Source organism: Kitasatospora sp. NPDC098652, from assembly GCF_044760155.1.
Taxonomy (GTDB): domain Bacteria; phylum Actinomycetota; class Actinomycetes; order Streptomycetales; family Streptomycetaceae; genus Kitasatospora.
This window is the reverse complement of the sequence record NZ_JBIWAQ010000034.1, coordinates 19741-42313: the sequence shown is the minus strand read 5'-3', so window position 1 is coordinate 42313 and position 22573 is coordinate 19741. Positions and strand designations below refer to the sequence as shown.

At 73.6% G+C, this 22573-nt stretch carries 21 protein-coding genes and 1 riboswitch; of the genes, 12 read left to right on the top strand and 9 right to left on the bottom strand.

The genetic code is table 11. From position 1 onward, the window contains the following. The first annotated feature begins 80 nt into the window (after positions 1-80). From ACIQWA_RS38240 to ACIQWA_RS38225, 4 genes are all read left to right on the top strand, one after another. Positions 81-1169: a sugar kinase gene (locus ACIQWA_RS38240; RefSeq protein WP_402491031.1), complete on the top strand. Its 1089-nt coding sequence runs from the start codon at positions 81-83 to the stop codon at positions 1167-1169. A 37-nt stretch (positions 1170-1206) separates the two neighbouring features. Continuing rightward, positions 1207-1956, top strand: coding sequence for an IclR family transcriptional regulator (locus tag ACIQWA_RS38235; protein WP_360242376.1), 750 nt, complete (start codon positions 1207-1209; stop codon positions 1954-1956). A gap of 68 nt (positions 1957-2024) precedes the next feature. Then, on the top strand, positions 2025-2435 hold the full coding sequence (locus tag ACIQWA_RS38230; protein ID WP_402491028.1) for a RidA family protein: 411 nt from the start codon (positions 2025-2027) through the stop codon (positions 2433-2435). 159 nt (positions 2436-2594) lie between these two features. Then, positions 2595-3320: a DUF2470 domain-containing protein gene (locus ACIQWA_RS38225; RefSeq protein ID WP_402491025.1), complete on the top strand. Its 726-nt coding sequence runs from the start codon at positions 2595-2597 to the stop codon at positions 3318-3320. Positions 3321-3546: 226 nt separating this feature from the next. Here the strand turns inward: ACIQWA_RS38225 and ACIQWA_RS38220 are convergent, their stop codons facing one another. Continuing rightward, a complete protein-coding gene (locus tag ACIQWA_RS38220; protein WP_402491022.1) occupies positions 3547-4530 on the bottom strand; it encodes a peptidoglycan DD-metalloendopeptidase family protein in 984 nt (327 codons plus the stop codon). 2 nt (positions 4531-4532) lie between these two features. Next, positions 4533-4715: riboswitch (cyclic di-AMP (ydaO/yuaA leader) on the bottom strand. A 397-nt stretch (positions 4716-5112) separates the two neighbouring features. On the opposite strand from ACIQWA_RS38220, the gene ACIQWA_RS38215 reads away from it, so the two are divergent. Beyond that, the gene (locus ACIQWA_RS38215; protein WP_402491073.1) at positions 5113-6570 is read left to right on the top strand and encodes an MFS transporter; all 1458 of its coding nucleotides are present in this window, start codon (positions 5113-5115) and stop codon (positions 6568-6570) included. A 23-nt stretch (positions 6571-6593) separates the two neighbouring features. On the opposite strand, the gene purB is transcribed toward ACIQWA_RS38215, so the two are convergent. The 4 genes from purB to ACIQWA_RS38195 all read right to left on the bottom strand — a co-directional run bounded on the left by purB (position 6594) and on the right by ACIQWA_RS38195 (position 9827). Further along, a complete protein-coding gene (purB, locus tag ACIQWA_RS38210; RefSeq protein WP_360242361.1) occupies positions 6594-8024 on the bottom strand; it encodes an adenylosuccinate lyase in 1431 nt (476 codons plus the stop codon). Positions 8025-8096: 72 nt separating this feature from the next. Then, a complete protein-coding gene (locus tag ACIQWA_RS38205) occupies positions 8097-8552 on the bottom strand; it encodes a MarR family transcriptional regulator (protein ID WP_360242359.1) in 456 nt (151 codons plus the stop codon). Positions 8553-8658: 106 nt separating this feature from the next. Beyond that, complete coding sequence (locus ACIQWA_RS38200) at positions 8659-9075, bottom strand: DUF3037 domain-containing protein (protein ID WP_402491017.1); 417 nt, start codon at positions 9073-9075, stop codon at positions 8659-8661. Next, entirely contained in the window at positions 9072-9827 is a 756-nt protein-coding gene (locus ACIQWA_RS38195) for a HipA family kinase (protein ID WP_402491014.1), read from the bottom strand. Before ACIQWA_RS38195 ends, ACIQWA_RS38200 begins: the two co-directional genes overlap by 4 nt. A gap of 205 nt (positions 9828-10032) precedes the next feature. On the opposite strand from ACIQWA_RS38195, the gene ACIQWA_RS38190 reads away from it, so the two are divergent. Then, positions 10033-11391: an NAD(P)/FAD-dependent oxidoreductase gene (locus tag ACIQWA_RS38190; protein ID WP_360242350.1), complete on the top strand. Its 1359-nt coding sequence runs from the start codon at positions 10033-10035 to the stop codon at positions 11389-11391. A 123-nt stretch (positions 11392-11514) separates the two neighbouring features. On the opposite strand, the gene ACIQWA_RS38185 is transcribed toward ACIQWA_RS38190, so the two are convergent. Together ACIQWA_RS38185 and ACIQWA_RS38180 are read right to left on the bottom strand one after the other, a co-directional pair. Next, on the bottom strand, positions 11515-12717 hold the full coding sequence (locus ACIQWA_RS38185; protein ID WP_402491010.1) for a GDSL-type esterase/lipase family protein: 1203 nt from the start codon (positions 12715-12717) through the stop codon (positions 11515-11517). Between the two features lie 155 nt (positions 12718-12872). Then, the gene (locus tag ACIQWA_RS38180) at positions 12873-14210 is read right to left on the bottom strand and encodes an aminotransferase class I/II-fold pyridoxal phosphate-dependent enzyme (protein WP_402491008.1); all 1338 of its coding nucleotides are present in this window, start codon (positions 14208-14210) and stop codon (positions 12873-12875) included. Positions 14211-14244: 34 nt separating this feature from the next. Here ACIQWA_RS38180 and ACIQWA_RS38175 point away from each other — a divergent pair, with 34 nt between their 5' ends. The 6 genes from ACIQWA_RS38175 (at position 14245) to ACIQWA_RS38150 (ending at position 19985) form a co-directional block, all read left to right on the top strand. Further along, positions 14245-14946 (top strand): pyridoxamine 5'-phosphate oxidase family protein, encoded by a 702-nt coding sequence (locus ACIQWA_RS38175; RefSeq protein WP_402491005.1) that lies wholly within the window; start codon positions 14245-14247, stop codon positions 14944-14946. 13 nt (positions 14947-14959) lie between these two features. After that, a complete protein-coding gene (locus tag ACIQWA_RS38170; protein ID WP_402491002.1) occupies positions 14960-15679 on the top strand; it encodes an FMN-binding negative transcriptional regulator in 720 nt (239 codons plus the stop codon). Between the two features lie 113 nt (positions 15680-15792). Beyond that, entirely contained in the window at positions 15793-17205 is a 1413-nt protein-coding gene (locus ACIQWA_RS38165) for a sugar porter family MFS transporter (RefSeq protein ID WP_402490999.1), read from the top strand. Between the two features lie 74 nt (positions 17206-17279). Beyond that, on the top strand, positions 17280-17981 hold the full coding sequence (locus tag ACIQWA_RS38160) for a dienelactone hydrolase family protein (RefSeq protein WP_402490996.1): 702 nt from the start codon (positions 17280-17282) through the stop codon (positions 17979-17981). Between the two features lie 93 nt (positions 17982-18074). Next, positions 18075-19349: an MFS transporter gene (locus ACIQWA_RS38155; protein WP_402490994.1), complete on the top strand. Its 1275-nt coding sequence runs from the start codon at positions 18075-18077 to the stop codon at positions 19347-19349. A gap of 99 nt (positions 19350-19448) precedes the next feature. Then, positions 19449-19985: an HAD domain-containing protein gene (locus tag ACIQWA_RS38150; RefSeq protein ID WP_402490991.1), complete on the top strand. Its 537-nt coding sequence runs from the start codon at positions 19449-19451 to the stop codon at positions 19983-19985. Here ACIQWA_RS38150 and ACIQWA_RS38145 read toward each other — a convergent pair. Both ACIQWA_RS38145 and ACIQWA_RS38140 read right to left on the bottom strand, forming a co-directional pair. Further along, positions 19963-20751 carry a CPBP family intramembrane glutamic endopeptidase gene (locus ACIQWA_RS38145; protein ID WP_360242324.1) on the bottom strand — a complete coding sequence of 263 codons (789 nt, stop codon included), beginning with the start codon at positions 20749-20751 and terminating at the stop codon, positions 19963-19965. The two genes, ACIQWA_RS38150 and ACIQWA_RS38145, sit on opposite strands and share 23 nt — an antisense overlap. A gap of 76 nt (positions 20752-20827) precedes the next feature. Beyond that, positions 20828-22333: a glutamate--cysteine ligase gene (locus tag ACIQWA_RS38140; RefSeq protein WP_360242321.1), complete on the bottom strand. Its 1506-nt coding sequence runs from the start codon at positions 22331-22333 to the stop codon at positions 20828-20830. Positions 22334-22573 lie beyond the last annotated feature (240 nt).

Sequence of the window (22573 nt, the reverse complement as noted above, 5' to 3'; positions counted from 1 at the left end):
CCCAGCAGATGCCGCCACAGGACCACCCGGGGCCCGACCGCCCCGGCCCTCCCCCGACGGCCGTGTGCGTGGGCGAGTCGATGGCTGTGCTCCTGCCCGACCGCCCCGGCCCGCTGGAGTCGGTGGACACCTTCCGGCTGTCCGTCGGCGGCGCCGAGTCCAACGTGGCCGGGGCCCTGGCCGCGCTCGGCGTGCCGACCGCCTGGATCAGCCGGGTCGGCGACGACGGCTTCGGCCGCCGCCTGCTCGCCGAGCTCGCCGCCCGCGGCGTGGACGTCTCCGGCGTCGCCGTCGACCCGCACCGCCCGACCGGCCTCTACCTCAAGGAGGTCGGCGGCACCACCGGCCACCGGCACGACCTCGGCCCCGGCCGCAGCCGGCTGCACTACCATCGGCGCGGCTCCGCGGCCGCCGCCCTCTCCCCCGCACTGCTCACCGACCCGGCCGCCGCCGGCCTGCTGACCGACGCCCGCCTGCTGCACCTGTCCGGCATCACCGCCGCGCTCTCCGACGACTGCCTCGCCCTGCTGCGCGCCCTGCTCGCCGACCGCCGCCCCGGGCGGCTGGTCAGCTTCGACCTCAACTGGCGCCCCGCGCTCTGGCGGGACCGCGACCCGGCCGTACTGCCGCCGCTGCTGGACGCCGCCGACCTGCTGCTGCTCGGCGCCGACGAGGCCCAGGCCGCCTTCGGCACCGACGAGCCCGCCGCACTGCGCCGCCGCTTCCCCTCGCCCGCCACCGTGGTGGTCAAGGACGCCGCCCGGCTGGTCACCGCCCTGGAGCGGGACGGCACCGCCGCCGCCGAACCGGCCCTGACCGTCGAGGTGGTGGAGGCGACCGGCGCGGGCGACGCCTTCGCGGCCGGCTACCTGGCCGGCACCCTCCGCGCCCTGGACCAGCGCCGACGGCTGCGGCTGGGCCACCTGAGCGCGGCCTGCGCGCTGACCGCGCACGGCGACCAGGCCGAGCTGCCGCCCGCCCCGGTGCTGACCGCGCTGCTCGACGCCTCCCCCGCCGACTGGGCCGCCACCCGGGTCAGCGCCGAGGGCATCGACTCCCCGGCCCTACCCGCCGCCCGCCGCTGGCTTCGGACCGGGGCTCAGCCGCCGGTAAGGACACCGGCCCAGACGGCGGCCGGGGCACACGCCGACCGGGCCCGGGCACAATGAGCACCGACCCCCGCCACCCGACCGGAGCACGAGCCCGATGAGTCAGACCGTCACCCGCGCCCTGCGCATCCTCGCCGAACTCGGCGAGGGCGAACGCTCCCTCGACCAGTTGGCCGAGGTCCTCGGCGTGCACAAGACCACCGTGCTCCGGCTGCTCCAGAGCCTGGAGGAGGAACGGTTCGTCTACCGCGACGCGGCCTACCGCTACCACCTCGGCGCCGGCCTGTTCGCCCTGTCCGGCCTCGCCCTGGAGCAGCGCGGCGTCCGCCGGATCGCCGCCCCGCACCTCGCCGAGCTGAACTCCGCCACCGGCCAGACCGTGCACCTGGCGGCCTACGAGGGCGGCGAGGTGGTCTACATCGACAAGTTCGACTCCCGGCACCCGGTCAGGATGTACTCCCGGATCGGCCTGCGCGCCGCCCTGCACAGCGCCGCCGTCTCCAAGGTCCTGCTGGCCGACCTCCCGCTGCCCGTGCGCCGCCGGGTGGTGGCCGGAATCGACTTCACCCCGCACACCGAACGCACCCTCACCACGCCCGAGGCGCTGCTCGCCGAGCTGGAGAAGGTCGCCGCCCAGGGCTGGGCGCAGGACCACGCCGAGCACGAGGCCTTCATCAACTGCGTCGCCGCCCCGATCCGGGACGCCAGCGGCCGGGTGGTCGCCGCCGCCTCCATCTCCGTCCCGGACGTCGTCCTCCCGTACGAGCAGGTGCTGGACCTGCTCCCGCAGCTGCTCGCGACGGCCCGGGCCGTGTCGGCCGACTGCGGCTGCCCCGACCACAATTGACGAACCGCCCCGACCACAACTGACTAACCGTCAGCGAACCTTCACCACCGCAAGGAGCCCCGACCCCGATGTCCTCCGACAAGATCGAGATCCGCACCGACGGCGCCCCGGCCCCCGCCTGGATGTTCTCCCAGGGCGTCCGCAAGGGCCCGATCCTCCAGGTCTCCGGCCAGGGCCCGCAGGATCCGGCGACCGGCGAGTACCTCCACCACGGCGATGTGAAGGCGCAGACCCGCCGCACCCTGGAGAACGTCAAGGCCATCGTCGAGGCCGGCGGCGCCACCATCGAGGACGTGGTGATGTTCCGCGTCTACCTCACCAAGCGCGCCGACTTCCCGCTGATGAACGAGGTCTACGCCGAGTTCATCGAGGAGAACGTCAAGCCCGGCGGGGTGAAGCCGTGCCGCACCACGATCTTCGTCGAACTGCCGCAGGAGCCGATGCTGGTGGAGATCGACGCCCAGGCCGTCGTCGCCTGACCCGCCGCCACGACGCCCCGAGGGTCCGGACGCCACCACGCGCCCGGACCCTCGCCACATCTCCGTCCCCCTTCACGCCTGCACGGCCCCACGCGCCCACTTGCCACACCTCCAGAGGGACATTAGGTTAGGCTCACCTAACCAACAGGAGGTCCGTCCATGAGCCTCACCGCCGGCGACGCCGAGGTGCCCGAGCCCACCACCGCCGAACGGGTCCGCAGCCTGCTCAGCGCGACCTCCTCGCTCACCGTCCGCGCCCTCGGCGAGCACCACGACCTGGACACCCCGGTCTCCGTCCACGGCTCCCGACTGCGCCTGCGCGCCCCGCTGGACGCCCCGCTCGTCGCGGCCCTCGCCAGCGCCACCGCCACCGACGGCCTGGCCGTCGTGCTCGACGTCACCGACGTCTCCCCCGTGGCGGTCCGCGACCGCATCCGGGCCCGGCTCACCCTGGCCGGCCGGCTGCACCTGGCCCACCTCGCCGACGACGGCCTCAGCGTCCACCTCCGGGTCGACGTCGCCCACGCCGTCCTCGCCACCCCGTACGGCACCGGCGCGCTCACCGCCGCCGACCTCGCCCTCGCCGCCCCGGACCCATTGGCCCGGCACGAGGCCGCCCTGCTCACCCACCTGGCCGACGACCACGCCGACGCCCTCGACCTGCTCACCCGGCTGCTCGACCCGGCGCTGCTCACCCACGGCCCGGACATCCGCCCGCTCGCCCTGGACCGCCACGGCCTGGTGCTGCGCCTGGACCACTCGCACGGCCACCGCGACGTCCGCCTGGTCTTCCCCGAACCCGCCCGCGACACCGAGGACTTCGGCCACCGGATGCACGAGCTGCTGACCGCCGCCGAACACGACCTCCCGGCCCGCCGGAACTGACCTCCGCCCGCCCCAACTCGCCCCCCGAGCCGGGAAACGGCAGCGGCCGGCCCGGCCGTACGAGAGTTGTCCCGTACGGCCGGGCCGGCCTTGGGCGTGTCCCGCGCCCAGGTCCACTGGTGCGGCGATCACCCGGTCGAGCGGTCACCCGACATGACCATCCCGGGCGGTCGATTCGCCCCGCATCAGCGGTGGTTCACACGTCCCTGCGGAAGGACCCAAAGGGTCAGAGCGCGACGCCGTGCGCCCGCAGGTAGGCGACCGGGTCGATGTCCGAGCCGTACTCCGGACCGGTACGGATCTCGAAGTGCAGGTGCGGGCCGGTCACGTTGCCGGTCGCACCGGAGAGGCCGAGCTGCTGACCGACGGTGACGGTCTGACCGATGCTCACGCCGATCGAGGACAGGTGCGCGTACTGGGCGTACTTGCCGTCGGCGAGCTTGATCTCGACCTCGTTGCCGTACGCGCCGCCATTGCCGGCCTTCACCACGACACCGTTGGCGACGGCGCGCAGCGGGGTGCCGGTGGCGGCGACGAAGTCCTGGCCGGTGTGGTGGCCGGAGGCCCACATCGAGCCGGCCACGCCGTAGGCCTCACCCAGCACCGGGTTGGCGAGCGGGGCGACGTAGCCCGAGGTGGCGGCGACCGGGGCGGCGGTGACGGCCTGGGCCGGGGCGGCGGTCTGAACCTGGGTCTGCAGCTGGGCGCCGGGCTTGGCGGCCTCGGTCCGGACCTGCACCTGGGTGTCCGCAGCGGCGGAGGTGTCCTGGCCGGCCGGAGCAGCGGGCTTCGCCGGAGCGGCGGGCTTCGCCGGAGCGGCGGGCTTGGCCGGAGCGGCGGGCTTCGCGGCGTCAGCGGCGTGACCGGCGAGGGTCAGCTGCTGACCGGGGAAGATCAGGTTCGGGTTGGCACCGACCACCGAGCGGTTCTGCTCGTACAGCGCCTGCCAGCCGCCCTCGACGTGCTTGACGTCGGCGATCTTCGACAGGGAGTCACCGCTGACGACGCGGTAGCTCTGCTGGGCGGCCGGGGCGGCAGCCGGAGCGGCGGCCTCGGAGGCGGCCGGAGCGGTGGTGGCCGCCGGGGTGGTGTGCGCCTGGGCGCTGATCGCGGTCACGAGCGGCAGGACGAACGAGGCGCCGGTGACGGCGGTGGCGATGCCGATGCGGGCGGCACGGGGCAGGGCGATACGACGAGCCTGTGCAGGCATGGAATTTTCCTCTCCGACGCCTGCGAGGTGAGCTGTCGGGTTCGGGCTGGAGTTGCCCGGCCGCATGCGCGGCTTCACCCCAAGCCGGCCCTGGTGGTCCGCGCCCGAAAAGGCGCGAACTCCGGTCCGGCGACTTACCTGTGGGTCCCCCGCTCCTGCCGTACAGAGTTCGGTGCGAGCCACCGGGCAGCGGCAGGACTCGGCGTTCCACCCGGTGGATCCGTCCGGACTGGCCGGGCGGTCGCTGAACTAAAACTCATCCGTTCGGGTGAAGCAATGTCGATCTCTTGAATCGGCAACAAACCGCACCACCCCTGTCACCCTCCGAATGGTCCCCTACACGGTCAGTGCACGATCCATTCACCCGGCGCCACTGATCCACCACCCTGCGCCGCGGGCACCACCCCCGTGCGACCGTCCGTTCACGCACCGCCACCGACCGACACACCACCCGGTGACCCTTGTCACGTGCGCCCCGGCGGGCGCAGGATTCGGCCCGTGGCCACCTCTCAAGCCGGCACTCTGCGCCTGGGCACCGCGCAGGGCCGCTGGGTACTCCTCGCGACCGTGCTCGGCTCCAGCATGGCGATGCTCGACGGCACCGTCGTCAACGTCGCCCTGCCCCGGATCGGCGCCGACCTCGGCGCCTCCCTCGCCTCCCTGCAATGGACCCTGAACGCCTATCTGCTCACCCTGGCCGGTCTGATCCTGCTCGGCGGCGCCCTCGGCGACCGCTACGGACGGCGCCGGGTCTTCCTGATCGGCGTGGTCTGGTTCGCCGTCGCCTCCGCGGCCTGCGCCGCGGCCCCGACCATCCACGTGCTGATCGCCGCCCGCGCCGTCCAGGGCATCGGCGGGGCGCTGCTCACCCCGGGCTCGCTCGCCATGCTCCAGGCGGTCTTCCACCCGGACGACCGCTCGGCGGCGGTCGGCCTCTGGTCCGGCCTGGGCGGGGTGTCGGCGGCCGTCGGCCCCTTCCTCGGCGGCTGGCTGGTGGACGGCCCCGGCTGGCGCTGGATCTTCCTGCTGAACCTGCCGCTGGCCGCCGCCGTGATCGCGGTGACCTCCCGTTACGTCCCGGAGAGCCGGGACGAGTCCGCCGCCGGCCGCTTCGACGTGCCCGGCGCCCTGCTCGCCGCCCTCGCGCTCGGCGCCGTCACCTACGCGCTCACCGCCGCCGGGGAGGGACTGTCCCCCGCGGTCTGGGTCACCGGTGCGCTCGGGCTGCTGCTGGCCGCCGCCTTCGTGGCCGTCGAGCGGCGCGCACCCGACCCGATGCTGCCGCTCGGACTGTTCTCCTCCCGGCTGTTCACCGCCGTGAACCTGGTCACCCTCTGCGTCTACGCGGCGTTCAGCGGGGTCTTCTTCCTCCTGGTGGTGCAGTTGCAGATCGTCTCGGGCTTCTCCCCGCTGGTCTCCGGCTTCGCCCTGGTGCCGATCACGCTGCTGATGCTGACCCTGTCCGCGCGCGCCGGGCGGCTCGGCAAGCGGATCGGCCCGCGCGTCCCGCTCACCGTCGGCCCGCTGCTGTGCGCCGCCGGGGTCCTGCTGATGCTGCGCACCGGCCCCGGCTCCTCCTACTGGGCGGACGTACTGCCCGCCGTCGCGGTGATGGGCTCCGGGATGACGCTGCTGGTCGCACCGCTGACCGCCACCGTGCTGGCCGCCGTCGAGGTGCGGCACGCGGGCATCGCCAGCGGCGTCAACAACGCCGCCGCCCGCGCGGCCGGCCTGCTCGCGGTGGCCGCCCTGCCGGCCCTGGCCGGACTGAGCGGCGACGCCTACCGGGTGCCGTCCGCGGTGGACTCCGCCTTCCACACCGCGATGCTGATCTGCGCGGGCCTGCTGGCCGCCGGCGGGCTGATCGCCTTCGCCACCGTCCGGGGCAACGTGCTGGCGCCGGAGGAGGAGCGCCCGGTGGCCGAGCCGAACTGCGACTGGCCCTGCGCCACCACCACCCCGCCGCTCGACCCGGGCCGCCCCCGGACGCACGAGGGCCCCGCCACCGGAACGGCGGCAGGGCCCTCGTCGGAGAACTGACGCCACGTCAGTTCAACGGCGCGTCAGAGGATGTCACCCGGAGCGTACTTGGCCGCCTCCGGGTAGGCCGCCGCGACGGCCTCCACCTGGCGGACGACCTCGGCGACCTGCGCCCCGGCCGCACCGGTGAAGGACAGCCGGTCGGCGAGCAGCGCGTCCAGCGCGGCCCGGTCCAGCGGGATCCGCTCGTCGGCGGCGAGCCGGTCCAGCAGCTCGTTCTCCCGGGCTCCGGCGCGCATCGCCAGCGCCGAGGCGACGGCGTGCTCCTTGATGACCTCGTGGCCGGTCTCCCGGCCGACGCCCGCGCGCACCGCGCCCATCAGCACCTTGGTGGTGGCCAGGAACGGCAGGTAGCGGTCCAGCTCGGCCTCGATCACGGCCGGGAAGGCGCCGAACTCGTCCAGGACGGTGAGGAAGGTCTCCAGCAGGCCGTCGAAGGCGAAGAAGGCGTCCGGCAGCGCGACCCGGCGCACCACGGAGCAGGAGACGTCGCCCTCGTTCCACTGGTCACCGGCCAGCTCGCCGGTCATCGACGCGTAGCCGCGCAGGATGACGGCCAGGCCGTTGACGCGCTCGCAGGAGCGGGTGTTCATCTTGTGCGGCATCGCGGAGGAGCCGACCTGGCCCTCCTTGAAGCCCTCCGTGACCAGCTCGTGGCCGGCCATCAGGCGGATGGTCTTGGCCAGGCTGGACGGCGCGGCGGCCAGCTGGACGAGGGCGGTGAGCACCTCGAAGTCCAGCGAGCGCGGGTAGACCTGGCCGACGCTGGTCAGCACGTGGTCGAAGCCGAGGTGGCCGGCGACCCGGCGCTCCAGCTCGGCCAGCTTCTGGGTGTCGCCACCGAGCAGGTCCAGCATGTCCTGGGCGGTGCCGACCGGGCCCTTGATCCCGCGCAGCGGGTAGCGGGCGATCAGCTCCTCCAGGCGGCGGAAGGCGACCAGCAGCTCGTCGGTGATCGACGCGAACCGCTTGCCCAGGGTGGTGGCCTGCGCGGCCACGTTGTGCGAGCGGCCGGCCATGACCAGCTCGGAGTGCTGGGCGGACAGCTTGGCCAGGCGCACCAGGACGGCGACCGTGCGGTCCCGGACGTGCTCCAGGGACTGGCGGATCTGGAGCTGCTCGACGTTCTCGGTCAGGTCCCGGGAGGTCATGCCCTTGTGGATCTGCTCGTGGCCGGCGAGCTCGCTGAACTCCTCGATCCGGGCCTTCACGTCGTGGCGGGTGACCCGCTCACGGGCGGCGATCGAGCCGAGGTCGACCTGGTCGATCACCCGCTCGTAGTCGGCGACGGCATTCGCGGGCACCTCGACACCGAGGTCCTGCTGGGCCTTCAGGACGGCGAGCCACAGGTGGCGCTCGAGGACCACCTTGTGCTCGGGGGACCACAGCTGGGCCAGGGTCGCCGAGGCGTACCGGGAGGCCAGGACATTGGGGATCTGGGGCTTCGCGCTCACGCTTCGCAAGCCTAACAGCCGAGGTCACGCCCCCTGCAGCCGCCAACGCGCTACGCCCGTAGAGCCTTGGCGCTACTGCGGCGCAACCGTCCGGCCGGCCAGGACGGGCAGCACCTGCCGGCAGATCGAGTGCAGGGCGATCCGCTGCTCGTCGGTCATCGCCTCGAAGGCCTGGTGGGTGCGGGCCATCTCGCCGCGGATCCGGTTGAGGATCTCCCGGCCCTCGGCCGTGATCACCACGATCTTCACCCGGCGGTCACCGGCGGCCGCCTCCCGGTTGGCCAGGCCCAGCGTCTCCAGCCGGTCCACGATCCCGGTCACGTTCGACGCGTCGCAGCCCAGTCGCCCGGCCAGCGCGCGCATCGGCACCGGCTCCTGCACCGAGCCCAGCGCCTTGGCCTGGGAGGAGGACAGCCCGTGCCGGGCCGCGGCCGCCGCGAAGTCCTGGAAGTACGCGGCACCGACGGCGGCCAACGCCTCCATCAGCTCGGCGTTGGTCGGTACGGTCGTCGTCGAGATCGAACCCATGGGGCCAGCGTACGGCCGAGTGCTTCAGTAACTCAAGCTTTGACCACGGCAACCGTCGGCGAGCCGCCTCACAGCCACCCGTTCGGGGCGGGGCGCAGCGGCAGGGTCAGAGCACCAGCTGGTCGAACAGCCGCCGCAGCTCGGCCTCCGGGTCCGCGGTCAGCCCGGTGTGCACCGGCCCCGGCTGGACGACGGCGCTGCGCGGCGCCGTCAGCCAGCGGAACCGCTGCCCGGGGCTGTCCGCGGCCGCCGGACCGGCCTGCGGCCCGCCCAGGCAGACCGCCTCGATCCCCTGCAACGCCCGGCGCACCCCCTGGACGTCCGCGACCGGGTCCAGCGCCAGCAGCCGGGCCTGGTCCAGGTGGGTCCGCGCCCCCAGGTGGGCACTCTGCCGGCAGTACAGCAGCACCCCGACGTTCACGCACTCACCCCGCTCGACCCGCGGCACCGCCCTGATCACGGCGTACTCGTAGTCGTGCAGCTCCACGACGGCCGGCAGCGCGGCCGGCAGCGGCTCGGTCATGCGGACACCTCCGGCAGCCAGTCCCGCGGACCGGCCAGTCGCTCGGTCAGCTGGGCGCGGTACGCGGCGCGCACGTCCTCGGGCGAGTCGAAACCGAACTCGTCCACCAACCACACCTCGGGAATCCGCGCCACCGCCACCTCGACGGCCTCCTCCGCGATCGGCGCGAGCGCCTTGTCCGCCGCCGCCAGGTCCGGCCGGGCGCGCAGCAGCGCATGGTCGGAGGCGTCGTACGGGCGGCGCGCCCAGCCCGCGGCACCGGCCCAGTTGTGGTGGAAGATCAGGCTCGCGCCGTGGTCGATCAGGCGCAGCCCGCCGGTCGCCACCAGCAGGTTGGGGTTGCGCCAGGACCGGTCGACGTTGCCGATCAGCGCGTCGAACCAGAGCACCTGCCCGGCCAGTTCGGGGTCCACCTCGAAGCAGAGCGGGTCGAAGTTCAGTGCCCCGCTGACGAAGGCCATCCCGAGGTTGGTCCCGCCGCTGGCCCGCATCTGGTCCTGGATCTGGTGGTCCGGCTCGCTGCGCGCGAGCACCGGATCCAGGTCGACGGTCACCAGCTCCGGCACCGGCAGGCCCAGCCGCCGCCCCAGCTCGCCGGCCAGCACCTCCGCGACCAGCGCCTTCCGGCCCTGCGCGGCGCCGACCCATTTCAGCGCGTACAGCCGCCGGTCGTCGGCCTCGACCAGGCCCGGCATCGAGCCGCCTTCTCGCAGTGGCGTCACGTACCGGATCGCCGTCACCTCGGGGAGCACGACCGACAGCCTATCGGTGCCCCGCCCCGCCCCCGTACGCACCGGTCCGCGCCTCCCCGCCCCGCCCCGGCCCCCGACCTGAGCCCCCATCCGCCCCTCCTCCCCCCTCCGCCCCACCCCGGTGGCAGCCCCCGCTGCTCCGTGCGAGTGTGGCGGACAGTAATGGGGGCCTTCCGGTACGACCTGTACGGCAAAGGGATGAGCGATGGAACGACCTCGGATCCTGATCGTGGGCGGTGGCTTCGCAGGCCTGGAGTGCGCCCGCCGCCTCGAACGCAAGCTCTCGCCGTCGGAGGCCGAGATCACGCTGGTCACGCCGTTCAGCTACCAGCTCTACCTCCCCCTCCTCCCCCACGTCGCGGCCGGCGTCCTCACCCCCCAGTCCGTGGCGGTCTCCCTGCGCCGGAGCCTGCGCCGCACCCACATCGTCCCCGGCGGCGCCATCGGCGTGGACCCGGCCTCCCGGGTGTGCGTGGTCCGCAAGATCACCGACGAGGTGGTCGCCCAGAAGTACGACGCCCTGGTGCTCGCCCCCGGCAGCGTCACCCGCACCTTCGACATCCCCGGCCTGACCGACTACGCCCGCGGCATGAAGACGCTCGCCGAGGCGGCCTACGTCCGTGACCACGTGATCGCCCAACTCGACCTCGCCTCGGCCACTCTGGACCAGCGCGAGCGCGAGTCCCGGCTGCAGTTCGTGGTGGTCGGCGGCGGCTACGCGGGCACCGAGACGGCCGCCTGCCTGCAACGCCTCACCACCGCCGCCGCCCGCCGCTACCCGCGTCTGGACGCCCGCCAGATCAAGTGGCACCTGATCGACATCGCCCCCAAGCTGATGCCCGAACTGGGCGACGCCCTCGGCACGGCGGCCCTGGAGGTGCTGCGCGGCCGCGGCATCGAGGTGTCGCTGGGCGTCTCGGTGGCCGAAGTCGGCGCCGAGACGGTCAAGTTCACCGACGGCCGGGTGATCCCCTGCCGCACCCTGATCTGGACGGCCGGTGTGGCCGCGAGCCCGCTGATCGGCACCCTGGACGCGGAGACGGTCCGCGGCCGGCTCGCGGTGACGGCGGAGATGCGGGTGCCGCAGTTCGAGGGCGTGTTCGCGCTCGGCGACGCGGCCGCCGTCCCCGACCTGGCCAAGGGCGACGGCGCGGTCTGCCCGCCGACCGCCCAGCACTCGGCCCGCCAGGGCCGCGCGGTGGCCGACAACGTGATCGCCTCGCTGCGCAGCCAGCCGCTGGCGCCGTACTACCACAAGGACCTCGGCCTGGTGGTCGACCTCGGCGGCAAGGACGCGGTGTCCAAGCCGGTGGGCATCGAACTGCGCGGTGTGCCGGCCCAGTTGGTGGCCCGCGGTTACCACCTGATGGCAATGCGCACCAATGCGGCGAAGTTCCGGGTGGGGGCGAACTGGCTGCTCAACGCGACCGCCGGGGACGACTTCGTCCGCACCGGCTTCCTGGCCCGCCAGCCCGCCCGACTGCAGGACTTCGAGTACACCGACGCCTATCTGACGAAGGATCAGGTCCGCGCCCACGCCCAGTCCCTGCTCGCCAAGGGCTGAGCCGGGAACTGAGTCAAGGGCTGAGCCGAGCACCGGCCGGAGCAGCGCACCGAGCACCGCCCGAGCACCGCACCGCCGCCCCCCGCCCGCACACTCCGGGCGAGGGGCGGCGGCACGCCCGCCTCACTCCGCCGTCAGGTACATCCCGCTCGCGTCCCGCCCGGCCGTGTTGTTGCACGCGTAGTTGCCGCTCGGCCGGGTCCACAGCTGCCCCAGACACGCGCCCAGCGCCTGCTGCCCGTAGTAGTTGGGGTGCATCGACTCCTGGAGCGCGCCCTGGCTGGTGTTGAGGCCGCCGTCCAGGAAGCGCGCCCACTCGCTGGTGGTCGCGGACGGGCCGGAGCCCGCACTCGGCTGCTGCGCGGAGGTGGAGCACACCTCACGGCCCTGGAGCATGTTGGAGAGGTCCAGGAACTGCGCCCCCTTGGCGGCCGCCACCCCCGCCAGCGCCTTGGAGATCTGCGGCACCATCGAGTCGCGCGCCCAGTCGGCGTCCCCGTCCCAGAACGGGCAGCCGCCGGTGTCCGACCGGCTCCAGCCGCTCTCCGGGTAGCGCATCTCGGCGCTGCGCGGGATCGGCGAGGGGTAGGACTGGAGCACCAGCCGGTAGTCGGAGCGCGCGTAGCCCGCGTTGGTCATGACGGCCCGGATCTCGTCGATCGCCTTGCCCACCCCGGCCATCGCGGCGGGCATCTTGGAGTCGATCTGGGACTGCGCCGAGCTGTGGCAGTAGGAGTACCAGATCAGGTAGTCCTGCACGCAGTTGGAGATGATCCCGGAGAAGCCGAGGTCGTTGCCGCCGATCGACAGCGTGATCAGCTTGACGTTGTTCTGGGCCGCCACGGTGGCGAGTTGGTCGGCCTGCGGGGCCTCGCCCTTGAGGGACTGCCCGCCGTTGGCGGCGCGGAAGACGTTGCCGGTGACGGCGCCCGAGCAGGCCAGGTTGATCTGCTTCTGGGCGACGCCCTGGGCGCCGAGCACCTCGGCGACGTCGGAGCGGTCGCACCCGCTGGCCGCCGTCGCGCCGTAGACCAGCGAGGGGTCGTACGAACTGCCGTTCCAGGCGCGGTCGGTGCCGGTCCGGTTCCCGCCGGAGTCGGCCGAGTTGCCCTTCCAGCGGCCGGCCTCGCCGGAGATGTAGCTGTCGCCGAGCGTGACGCTCGCGGTCGGTCCGGCGGGCACGGCGGCCGGCGCGGCCGGGGCCGCCGAGGCGGGCGCGGCGAGGGCCAGCCCCGCCAGGGTCAGCGGCAGGGCGGCGGCTGCGGTGAGCAGCCGACGGCCGAGTCCAGGGGTGCTGCTGGTGCGGCTCGAACTGTTTTCGGGCACGGCGGAACTCCTGCGGCTCGGTCTCCCCGCGGATGGGGGCGGGAAGACGCGTACGTGAGGGAAGGCCGCCGGCCGGTGGCGCACGAAAGATGGCATGGCCGCGCCGGTTACCGCTAGGTACGTGCAGCAGGTTTCCCGCTTCGTTACCGACGGGTTCAGACCAGCCGGGTGTCGGCACCGCCCGTTCCCAGGACCGCTGCCAGATCGCCGGCCAGCTCTTTTGCGCCCGCCCGGTCGAGTCCCGCGACGGTGAACCGCAGCCCGGGCGGCGACTGGATCCGGTACCGGGCCCCGGGCGCCGCGACCCAGCCGCGCTGCACCAGGGCGGCCAGCGCCGAGGTCTCGTCCGGCACCGGCACCCAGACGTTCAGCCCGCTCGCCCCGTGCGCCTCGATGCCGCGCGCCGCCAGCTCCGTCAGCAGCGCGTCCCGCCGCTCCCGGTAGGCGGCGGCCACGCTCGCGGCCGGCGCCGCGTCGGCGCGCCACAGCTCGGCGACGGTGCGCTGCAGCAGGTGGCTGACCCAGCCCGCGCCGAGCCGCAGCCGCCCGGCGACCCGCCCGACCGTCTCCTCGTCGCCGACCATCACCGACACCCGCAGGTCCGGCCCGTACGCCTTGGCCGCCGAGCGCACCACCGCCCAGTGCCGCGGCCCCGCGCCGACCAGCGGCCGGTACGGCTGGTCGACGATGCCGTGCCCGTGGTCGTCCTCGATCAGCAGCACCCCGGGGTACTCGGCCAGGACGGCCCGCAGCGCCGCGGCCCGCGCCTCGCCGAGCGCCGCACCCGTCGGGTTCTGCGCCCGGCTGGTCACCACCACCGCACGGGCCCCGTCGGCCAGCGCCGCGGCCAGCGAGTCCGGCAGCGGCCCCTCGTCGTCCAGCCGTACGGGCAGCGGGCGCAGCCCCATCGCGGGCAGCAGGTCGAGCAGGCTGCCCCAGCCCGGGTCCTCGACCGCCACCGCGTCGCCGGGGCGCAGCCAGGCGACGAGCGTGCGCTCGATGGTGTCCAGCGCGCCGGAGGCGACGGCGATCGGGCCGCCGGGCAGTCCGTCGGCCTCGAAGGAGCCGCGGGCGAGTTCGAGCAGCCCGGGGTCGATCCGCGACTGCCCGTACAGCACGGGCTCGGCCCTGGCGGCCTCGGCGGCGGCCGCGAGGGCGGGGGCGAGGTCGGGCAGCAGCGCCGGGTCGGGGTTGCCGGTGGAGAGGTCGCGGGCGCGTTCGGGAACCGGGATGCGGATCTGGTCGCGGGTGGTGAGCGCGGGCCGGGGCAGGATCCGGCTGCCCTTGCGGCCGGCCGTCTCGATCACCCCGCGGTCGCGCAGCAGCCGGTAGGCGGCGGCCACCGTGTTGGGGTTGACGCCGAGTTCGACGGCGAGGTCGCGCAGCGGGGGGAGCGGGGTTCCGGGTGCGAGCTGTCCGCTGCTCACGCCCTGTTCGATGTGGGCCGCGATTTCGCTGGCGCGTCGCCCTTTCAGCGGATAGTCTCCTAGCACAAACCAGATTATGCACTAGTACATAGAGGTTGTCATGTCGACCACGCCGACGAACACCGAGAACACCGAGAGCGCCGAGAGCACCGAGAGCACCGACTACGCCCGGACCCCCCGCACCACCCCCACCCGGTACAAGGACCGTGCCACCTGGGAACGGGAGGCGATCCACGCCATCCTCGACGAGGCCTACCTCTGCCACCTCGGCTTCGTCGTCGACGGCGCCCCGGTCGTCCTGCCCACGGTCTTCGCCCGGGTCGGCAGCCGGCTCTACGTCCACGGCTCCACCGGCAGCCGCCCGCTGCGCGGCGCCGCCGAGGAGCAGGGCCTCCAGGTCTGCGTCACGGTCACCCACGTCGACGCCCTGGTGCTGACCAAGTCCGCGTTCAACCACTCGGTGAACTTCCGCTCGGTGGTCGCCCACGGCACCGCGTACCAGGTCACCGACCCCGAGGAGCTGGACGTCGCGCTGGCCGCGCTGGTCGACCAGGTCGTCCCCGGCCGCTCCGGCGAGATCCGCCCGGCCAACCCCAAGGAGCTCGCCGCCACCGCCGTGATCCGGCTGGAACTGGACGAGGTCTCGGCGAAGACCCGCTCGGACGACGCCGGCGACGACCCGGCCGACGCCGACCTGCCGTACTGGTCCGGCCTCGTCCCGGTCAGCACCGCCTACGGCGCCCCCGAGCCGCACGACCCGACCATCCCGCTGCCCGCGCACATGCGCCGCTACCCCCGCTGAGGAAGGCCCTCCGATGCTGATCAGGTCCTGGGACCGCGGCGACGAGGAGGAGTGGCGCGCCTGGCTGGCCGAGGGCCGCGACTTCGGCCTGCTCGCCGCCAACGGCGGCCCCGACGAGGGCCCGGTGCTCGTCCCCACCCACTTCCTGCTGGACGAGGAGCGCGGCGAGATCCTGCTCCACCTCGCCGCGCCCAACCCGCTGCTGGCCGCCGTCCGCGCCGACCCGAACGTCACCCTGGCGGTCACCGACGGCTACGCCTTCGCCCCCGGCCACTGGCGCGGCGAGCCCGGCACGCCCACCAGCTACTACGCCTCGGTGCACTTCCACTGCACCGCCGAGGTGGTGGAGTCCGCCGAGGGCAAGGCGGAGATCCTCAACCGCCAACTGGCGCACTTCCAGCCGGAGACCCCCGAGGTCCGGGTGGTCCCCGGCGGGACGGAGTTCGGCCGGCTGCTGCCCGGCCTGCGCGGGCTCCGCCTGACGGTCCGCGAGGTGCGCGCCAAGTTCAAGTACGACGACAAGAAGCCGGCCGCCGAGCAGGCCGCGATCGCCGGGCGCCTGGCCGCCCGCGCGGACGCCCCCGCGCTCCGTCGTGACCAGGACGCCGCCGCCCGTACCCAGTTGCTGCGACGCCACCAACGGCGCCAGGAACGGCGCCAGCAGCAGCGCACAGAACGGCTCACCGAACGGCGCACGGAGCGGCGCACGACCACCGCGCGCGCCGCCGACTGACTCCGTTTCACCCGATCGGTCCCCAACTCGGGCGGGGCGGCCGCCGCGCTGCTCGAATGTGAGACGAGTCCTGCCCAGCCGTCGGGGCGGGCCCGTCCACCCGGGGAGCGCGCGTGTCCACAATCCACCACCAGCGGGCCTCCGGCGAGGCCCACCTCGGGCACGTGATCTTCATCTCGGCGGCCGCCGCGATGGGCGGCTTCCTGTTCGGCTACGACAGCGCCGTGATCAACGGCGCCGTGACGGGCATCCAGAAGCACTTCGCGGTGGGCCACGGCACCACCGCCTTCGTGGTGGCCATCGCGCTGCTCGGCTCGGCCGCCGGCGCGGTGGTCGCCGGCCGGCTGGCCGACCACTTCGGCCGGGTGCGCACCATGCTGCTGGCCGCCGTGCTGTTCGCGGCCAGCGGCATCGGCTCGATGTTCCCGCCGAACATCGAGGCCCTCGCCACCTGGCGCGTGGTCGGCGGCGTCGCGATCGGCATCGCCTCGGTGATCGCGCCGACCTACATCGCCGAGGTCGCGCCGACCGCCTACCGCGGCCGGCTCGCCTCCTTCCAGCAGATGGCGATCGTGCTCGGCATCACCATCTCCCAGCTCGCCAACTACGCGCTCAACCAGGCCGCCGGCGGCGAGTCCACCGGCCACCTCGGCGGCATCCAGGCCTGGCAGTGGATGCTCGGCGTCGAGACCGTCCCGGCCCTGGTCTACGGGCTGATGGCGCTCTCCATCCCGGAGTCGCCGCGGTTCCTGATCGCCGACCACCGCGAGGAGCAGGCCCGCAAGGTGCTGGTCGAGGTCGAGGGCGAGGGCGTCGACCTGGACGCCCGGGTCGCCGAGATCCGCGCGGTGCTGGAATCCACCCACAAGCCCCGGCCCAAGGACCTGCTCGGCGGCCGCTTCGGCCTGCTGCCGATCGTCTGGATCGGCATCGGCGCCTCGGTGTTCCAGCAGTTCGTCGGCATCAACGTGATCTTCTACTACTCGTCCTTCCTCTGGCAGTCGGTCGGCATCAACGAGTCCAACTCGCTGCTGATCAGCCTCTCCACCTCGATCATCAACGTGATCGGCACGGTGATCGCGATGGCCCTGGTGGACCGGATCGGCCGCAAGCCGCTCGCCCTGGCCGGCTCGATCGGCATGGCGGCCGCACTGTCCACCGCCGCCTGGGCGTTCTCCTACCGGCACGGCACCGGCGACACCGCGACCCTGGACAACACCCACGCCACCGCCGCCCTGGTCGCCGCCCACGTGTTCGTGCTCTGCTTCGCCTTCTCCTGGGGCGTGGTGGTCTGGGTGCTGCTCGGCGAGATGTTCCCCAACCGGATCCGGGCGCTGGCCCTGTCGGTCGCGGCCTCGGCCCAGTGGATCGCCAACTGGGCGATCACGGTCAGCTTCCCGGACCTCGCCGACTGGAACCTCTCCGCGACGTACATCATCTACGCGGCCTTCGCGCTGCTCTCGATCCCGTTCGTGGCCTTCTGCATCAAGGAGACCAAGGGCCGCGCCCTGGAGGAGATGGGCTGACCGGCCGCACCCTCCCGCTCCCCCGCCGCACCCGGCCCGACCCGGCGAACGGCCCGACCCACCGAGAGGAAGCCATGCCTGACCAGGGCGGTCCTCGGCAGAACGTCAGCTTCCCGAGCAACGGCCGCACCGCACACGGGTACCTGGCCCGCCCTCCGCAGGGCGTCGGACCGGGCCTGGTGGTGGTGCAGGAGTGGTGGGGGCTCACCTCGCACATCGCGGACATGGCCGACCGCTTCGCCGCCGAGGGCTTCACCGTGCTGGCCCCCGACCTCTTCGGCGGCACCACCACCCACGACGGCGCCGAGGCGGCCCGGCTCAAACGCGAACTCCCGGTCGAACGGGCCGTCGAGGACCTCGGCGGCGCCGTCGACCACCTGCTGGCGCTGGACGGCGTGGTCGGCGACGCGGTCGGCGTGGTCGGCTTCTGCATGGGCGGCGGCTTCGCCCTGATGCTGGCGGCCCGGGCCGGCGACGCGGTGGCCGCCGTGGTCCCCTTCTACGGCCTCCCGGCGGACCCGGACTTCGACTACCGCGGCCTCACCGCCCACGTCCTCGGCCACTTCGGCGAACTCGACGGCTCGATCCCGATGGCCGCCGTGGACGAGGCGGCGATCCGGATCGGCGAGGCCACCGACGTCCGCCCCGAGATCCACTTCTACCCGGCCGGGCACGCCTTCATGAACGACGAGAACCTGCTGGGCACCTACGACGCCCTCCAGGCCCGGATCGCCTGGCGCCGCACCCTCACCTTCCTCTGGGGCCACCTGGGCTGACGCCCCGCCCCACCGGCCGCGGCGCCCCGCCCCCACCGGTTCGGGTGCGAAATTCGGATGACACCGCCACGGACTCCGACCATAGTCACCCGGGTGCCGACCCCACACCCCCGCCGCCTCACCTGGGCGAGCCGCAACTTCCGCATCCAGACCGCCGCCACCGTGATCAGCGGCCTCGGCAACGCCGGCGCCCCCATCGCGACCGCCTTCGCCGTCCTCGGCAACGGCGGCGGCGCCACCGAGGTGGGCTACGTCACCGCCGCGCGGCTGCTGCCCACCGTGCTGTTCCTGCTGGTCGGCGGCACCCTCGCCGACCGGCTGCCGCGCCACCACGTGATGGTCGCCGCCAACCTGTTCAGCGGCGCCTCCCAGGCCGTCCTGGCCGCCCTGGTGCTGGCCGGGAACGTCCAGCTGTGGCAGCTGCTGGTGCTCTCGGCCGCCGGCGGCGCCGGCTACGCCCTCTACTCCCCCGCGGCCGGCGGCATGATCATGCAGGCCGTCCCCCAGGAGCACGCCGCCCGCGCCTTCGCGGTCTTCCGGATGGGCCTGAACGCCTCCCAGATCGGCGGCGCCGCCCTCGGCGGGGCGCTCACCGCCGCCGTCGGCCCCGGCTGGGTCCTCGCGCTGGACGCCGTCTGCTTCCTGATCGCCGCCTCGCTGCGCTTCTTCCTGGAGCCCGAGTCCGCACCCGCCCCCTCCGGCGGCGGCATGCTGCGCGACCTGCGCGAGGGCTGGCGGGAGTTCTCCTCCCGCCGCTGGCTGTGGGTGATCGTGCTGCAGTTCGCCGTGGTGGTGGCCTGCATCAACACCGTCGAGTCGGTGTACGGGCCGACGGTGGCCGACGAACGCCTGGGCGGCGCGGGCGCCTGGGGCGCGGCGATGTCCGCGTACGGCGTCGGCCTGGTCGTCACCGGCCTGCTGATGGCCCGTTGGCGCCCCCGCCGGATCCTGCTGGTCGGCAACTGGGGCGTGTTCCTGTTCGGCGCCCCGGCCCTCGCCCTGGCCGCCGGCGCCCCGCTGCCGCTGCTGATCGCCGCGATGTTCGTGTCCGGGGTCGGTGTCACGGTCTTCGGCGTCAACTGGATGGTCGTGCTCCAGCAGGAGATCCCGGAGGAGATGTTCTCCCGGGTCTCCGCGTACGACGAGCTCGGCTCCTACTCGCTGGCCCCGGTCGGCACCGCGCTGGCCGGCCCGGCCGCGGCCGTACTCGGCCTGTCCGGCGCGCTGTGGGCCTGTGCCGCGCTGTGCCTGCTGCTGAGCGCCGTCGTCCTGATCGACCCGCAGATCCGCCGGCTCTCCCGCCGCGACCCGCGCGGAAGCACCCCGGACGCACCGGTGCCAGCCGGAGAACCCGCGCCCGCGCCGTGAGCGCCCTGTGCGCCCCGCGTGCGCCCGTCGGAAAGCAACCATCGGGGCCGACGGTTCGTCCGACCGGGTAGGTAGATCCATCCACTTGGGGGCCCACCGGTGCCGAAGCCACTGCTGTTCCTGGACGTCGACGGGGTGCTGAACCCGGTCTGTCCGCATCCGGACGCCGGGTTCGACGCCCACACCCTGCTCGGCTACGCCGTCCTGCTCTCCGCCGAGCACGGTGCCTGGCTGCGCGAACTCGCCGGGACGTACGAGCTGGTCTGGGCCACCACCTGGGAGGAGCACGCCAACACCCACATCGCCCCGGCGATCGGCCTGGACCCGCTGCCCTTCGTCCGCTTCACCGGGTACGTCCCCCAACCCGGCGACCCGCACGTCCCGTTGATGCAGCTGTTCTCGGCCCGCAAGTGGGCCCCGCTGCTGCGCTACGCCGAGGGCCGCCCGTTCGCCTGGGTGGACGACGTCATCCCGTCCCGGCTGGTCCGCCGCTCGCAGTGGCGCCGGGACCGCCTGCTGCTGCCGATCGACCCCGGCCAGGGCCTGGAGCGACGGCACGTCGACCGGCTGCTCGCCCGCCCGCCGCGCCGCCAGTCCCTGCCGGGATCACCGGTCACGGGGTCGGCAGCCAGCTGACGTGCCCGGCGAGCAGCGCGTACCCGACGAAGGCCACCGTGTCGATCAGCGCGTGCGCCGCCACCAGCGGCATCACCCGGCCCCAGCGCCGGTACAGCAGGCAGAACACCGCCCCCATCACCATGTTGCCGACCAGCCCGCCGACCCCCTGGTACAGGTGGTACGAGCCGCGCAGCACCGAGCTGGCCGCCACCACCGCCGGCCACGACCACCCCTGCTGCCCCAGGCGGCGCAGCAGGTAGCCGAGGACGACGACCTCCTCCAGGATCGCGTTCTGCCAGGCCGACAGCACCAGCACCGGCACCCGCCACCACACGTCCGGCAGTCCGGAGGGCGCCACCGTCAGGTTGTACCCGGCCGCCTGCGAGGCCAGGTACAGCGCCAGCCCGGAGCCGCCGATCGCCGCCGCGACGGCCGCCCCCCGGCCGAGGTCGCGCAGCTTCTCCCGCAGGTCGAAGCCCAGCACCCGCAGCGAGGTGCCCTCGCGCACCAGCAGGTAGCCGACCAGCACCACCGGCATCAGCCCGCGCCCGATGTAGTACAGCTGCCAGACCAGGTCCAGCCAGGGCCGCCCGGGCGCGCGCGAGCCGTTCAGGGTGGCGACCTGCTGCCCGAGCTGGAGCGGTGCGGTGAGCGAGCCCGCGAAGCTGATCAGCGCGCTGATCCCACTGGCCCCGAGCGAGAGGCCGAGGACGACCAGCAGTTCCACGCCGAGCAGGCGTCGGTCGGGCTGCGCGGTCTCCGGCGCGGTCGGGCGGGTCGTCACGGGTGCTCCAGCGGACGGACGGTCGCCCCGGTCGTCGGCCGACGACCGGGGCGATCATCCTGACACAGCGGCGGGCTCAGCCCACCGGCCAGGTGTGCACCGGTTCGCCGCCGCGCATGTGCTCGGCGTAGCGCCTGGTCATCGCGGCGAGGGCGGCCGGGCGGTCCATGCCGTACTGCTCGCGCAGCCGGTGGAAGGTGGCGCTCTGCCAGGCGGCGCCGTTGGTGCGGCGCAGGCAGCGCTGCTCGATGATCCCCAGGTAACGGTCCCGGTCGGCGGGCTCCACGCCCCACTCGTCCAGCCCCTGGTAGGCCATCGGCAGCAGTTCGTTGAGCACCAGGTCGACCGCCGACACCGTCTGCAGCCCGCCGCCGCGGCCGGCCCGGCCGGGGCGCGGCCACTGGAACACCGCGTCGATGCCGTACCGGGCGCCCTGGCGGAAGTTCTCGTCCGCCCGCTCGAACGGCAGCCGGGTCCAGACCGGCCGGGGCTGCTCGGCGAGCACCCGCACCAGCCCGTAGTAGAAGGCGGCGTTGGCCAGTGTGTCGGCCACCGTCGGCCCGGCCGGCAGCGCCCGGTTCTCCACCCGGAGGTGCGCGACCCCGCCGGAGACGTCGTACACCGGGCGGTTCCAGCGGTAGATGGTGCCGTTGTGCAGCCGCATCTCGGCGAGCCTGGGCGCGCCGCCGGAGGCCAGCACCTTGAGCGGGTCCTCGTCGTCGCAGATCGGCAGCAGCGCCGGGAAGTAGCGCAGGTTCTCCTCGAACAGGTCGTACGCCGAGTCCACCCAGCGCTCGCCGAACCAGGTGATCGGGCGCACGCCCTGGGCCTTGAGCTCCGCCGAACGGGTGTCACAGGCCTGCTGGAAGAGCACCGGACGGGTCTCCCGCCACAGCTCCCGCCCGAACAGGAAGGGGGAGTTGGCGCCGAGCGCGAGCTGCGGCCCGCAGATCGCCTGGGCGGCGTTCCACACCGAGGAGAACCGCTGCGGGGTCACCTGGAGGTGCAGTTGCAGCGAGGTCGCGGCGGCCTCGGCGACCATCGTGACGGACTCCAGCTGGAGGTGCTCCACGCCTTCGATGTCCAGCGCGATGTCCTCCCCCCGGGCGGCCAGTATCTGGTCGCTGAGCAGGCTGTACCGCTGGTTGTGGCTCATCGCGTCCAGCCCGGTGTGGTCGTTCTCCAGGGTCGGCAGGATGCCCACCATGACGATCCGGGCGCCGGCCTCGGCCGCCTGCCGGTCGGCGTACCGCAGACCGGTGTCGATCTCCTCGCGCAGTTCCTCGAAGACGTGCCCGCAGAGCCGGTGCGGCACGATGTTGACCTCGATGTTGAACTGGCCCAGTTCGGTCTGGAAGTCGCTGGACCCGATCGCACTCAGCACCTGGGCGTTGCGCATGACCGGCAGGCCCTGTTCGTCGGCCAGGTTGAGCTCGATCTCCAGCCCCATCACGGCCCTCGGCCGGTCGAAGCGGTCCTCGCGCAGCATCCGCCCGAGCGCGTCGAGGCAGGCCTGGAGCTTGAGCCGGTACTGCTGCCGGTCCGCCAGATCCGCCCGTGTCGCCACGACCTTCTCGCCCACGGTCCCCTCCTCCTGAGACACCCGGCCGGTCGACCGTGCCAGCATCATGCCCACCTCGAAGATCGATACCCGAATGCTTGTACTGGCTTGCATTGCAAGGCATCTGACGGTAATTCAGGCCATCTGCAGACTTGCTCGCCGCCACCGCCTGTGATAAACAGATCACCCTGCGCATTTGTTCGATGAACCGCTGAGTTCGCACTGCGCTCCGGCCGGTCCACTCCCGCCCCGAGTCCCTCG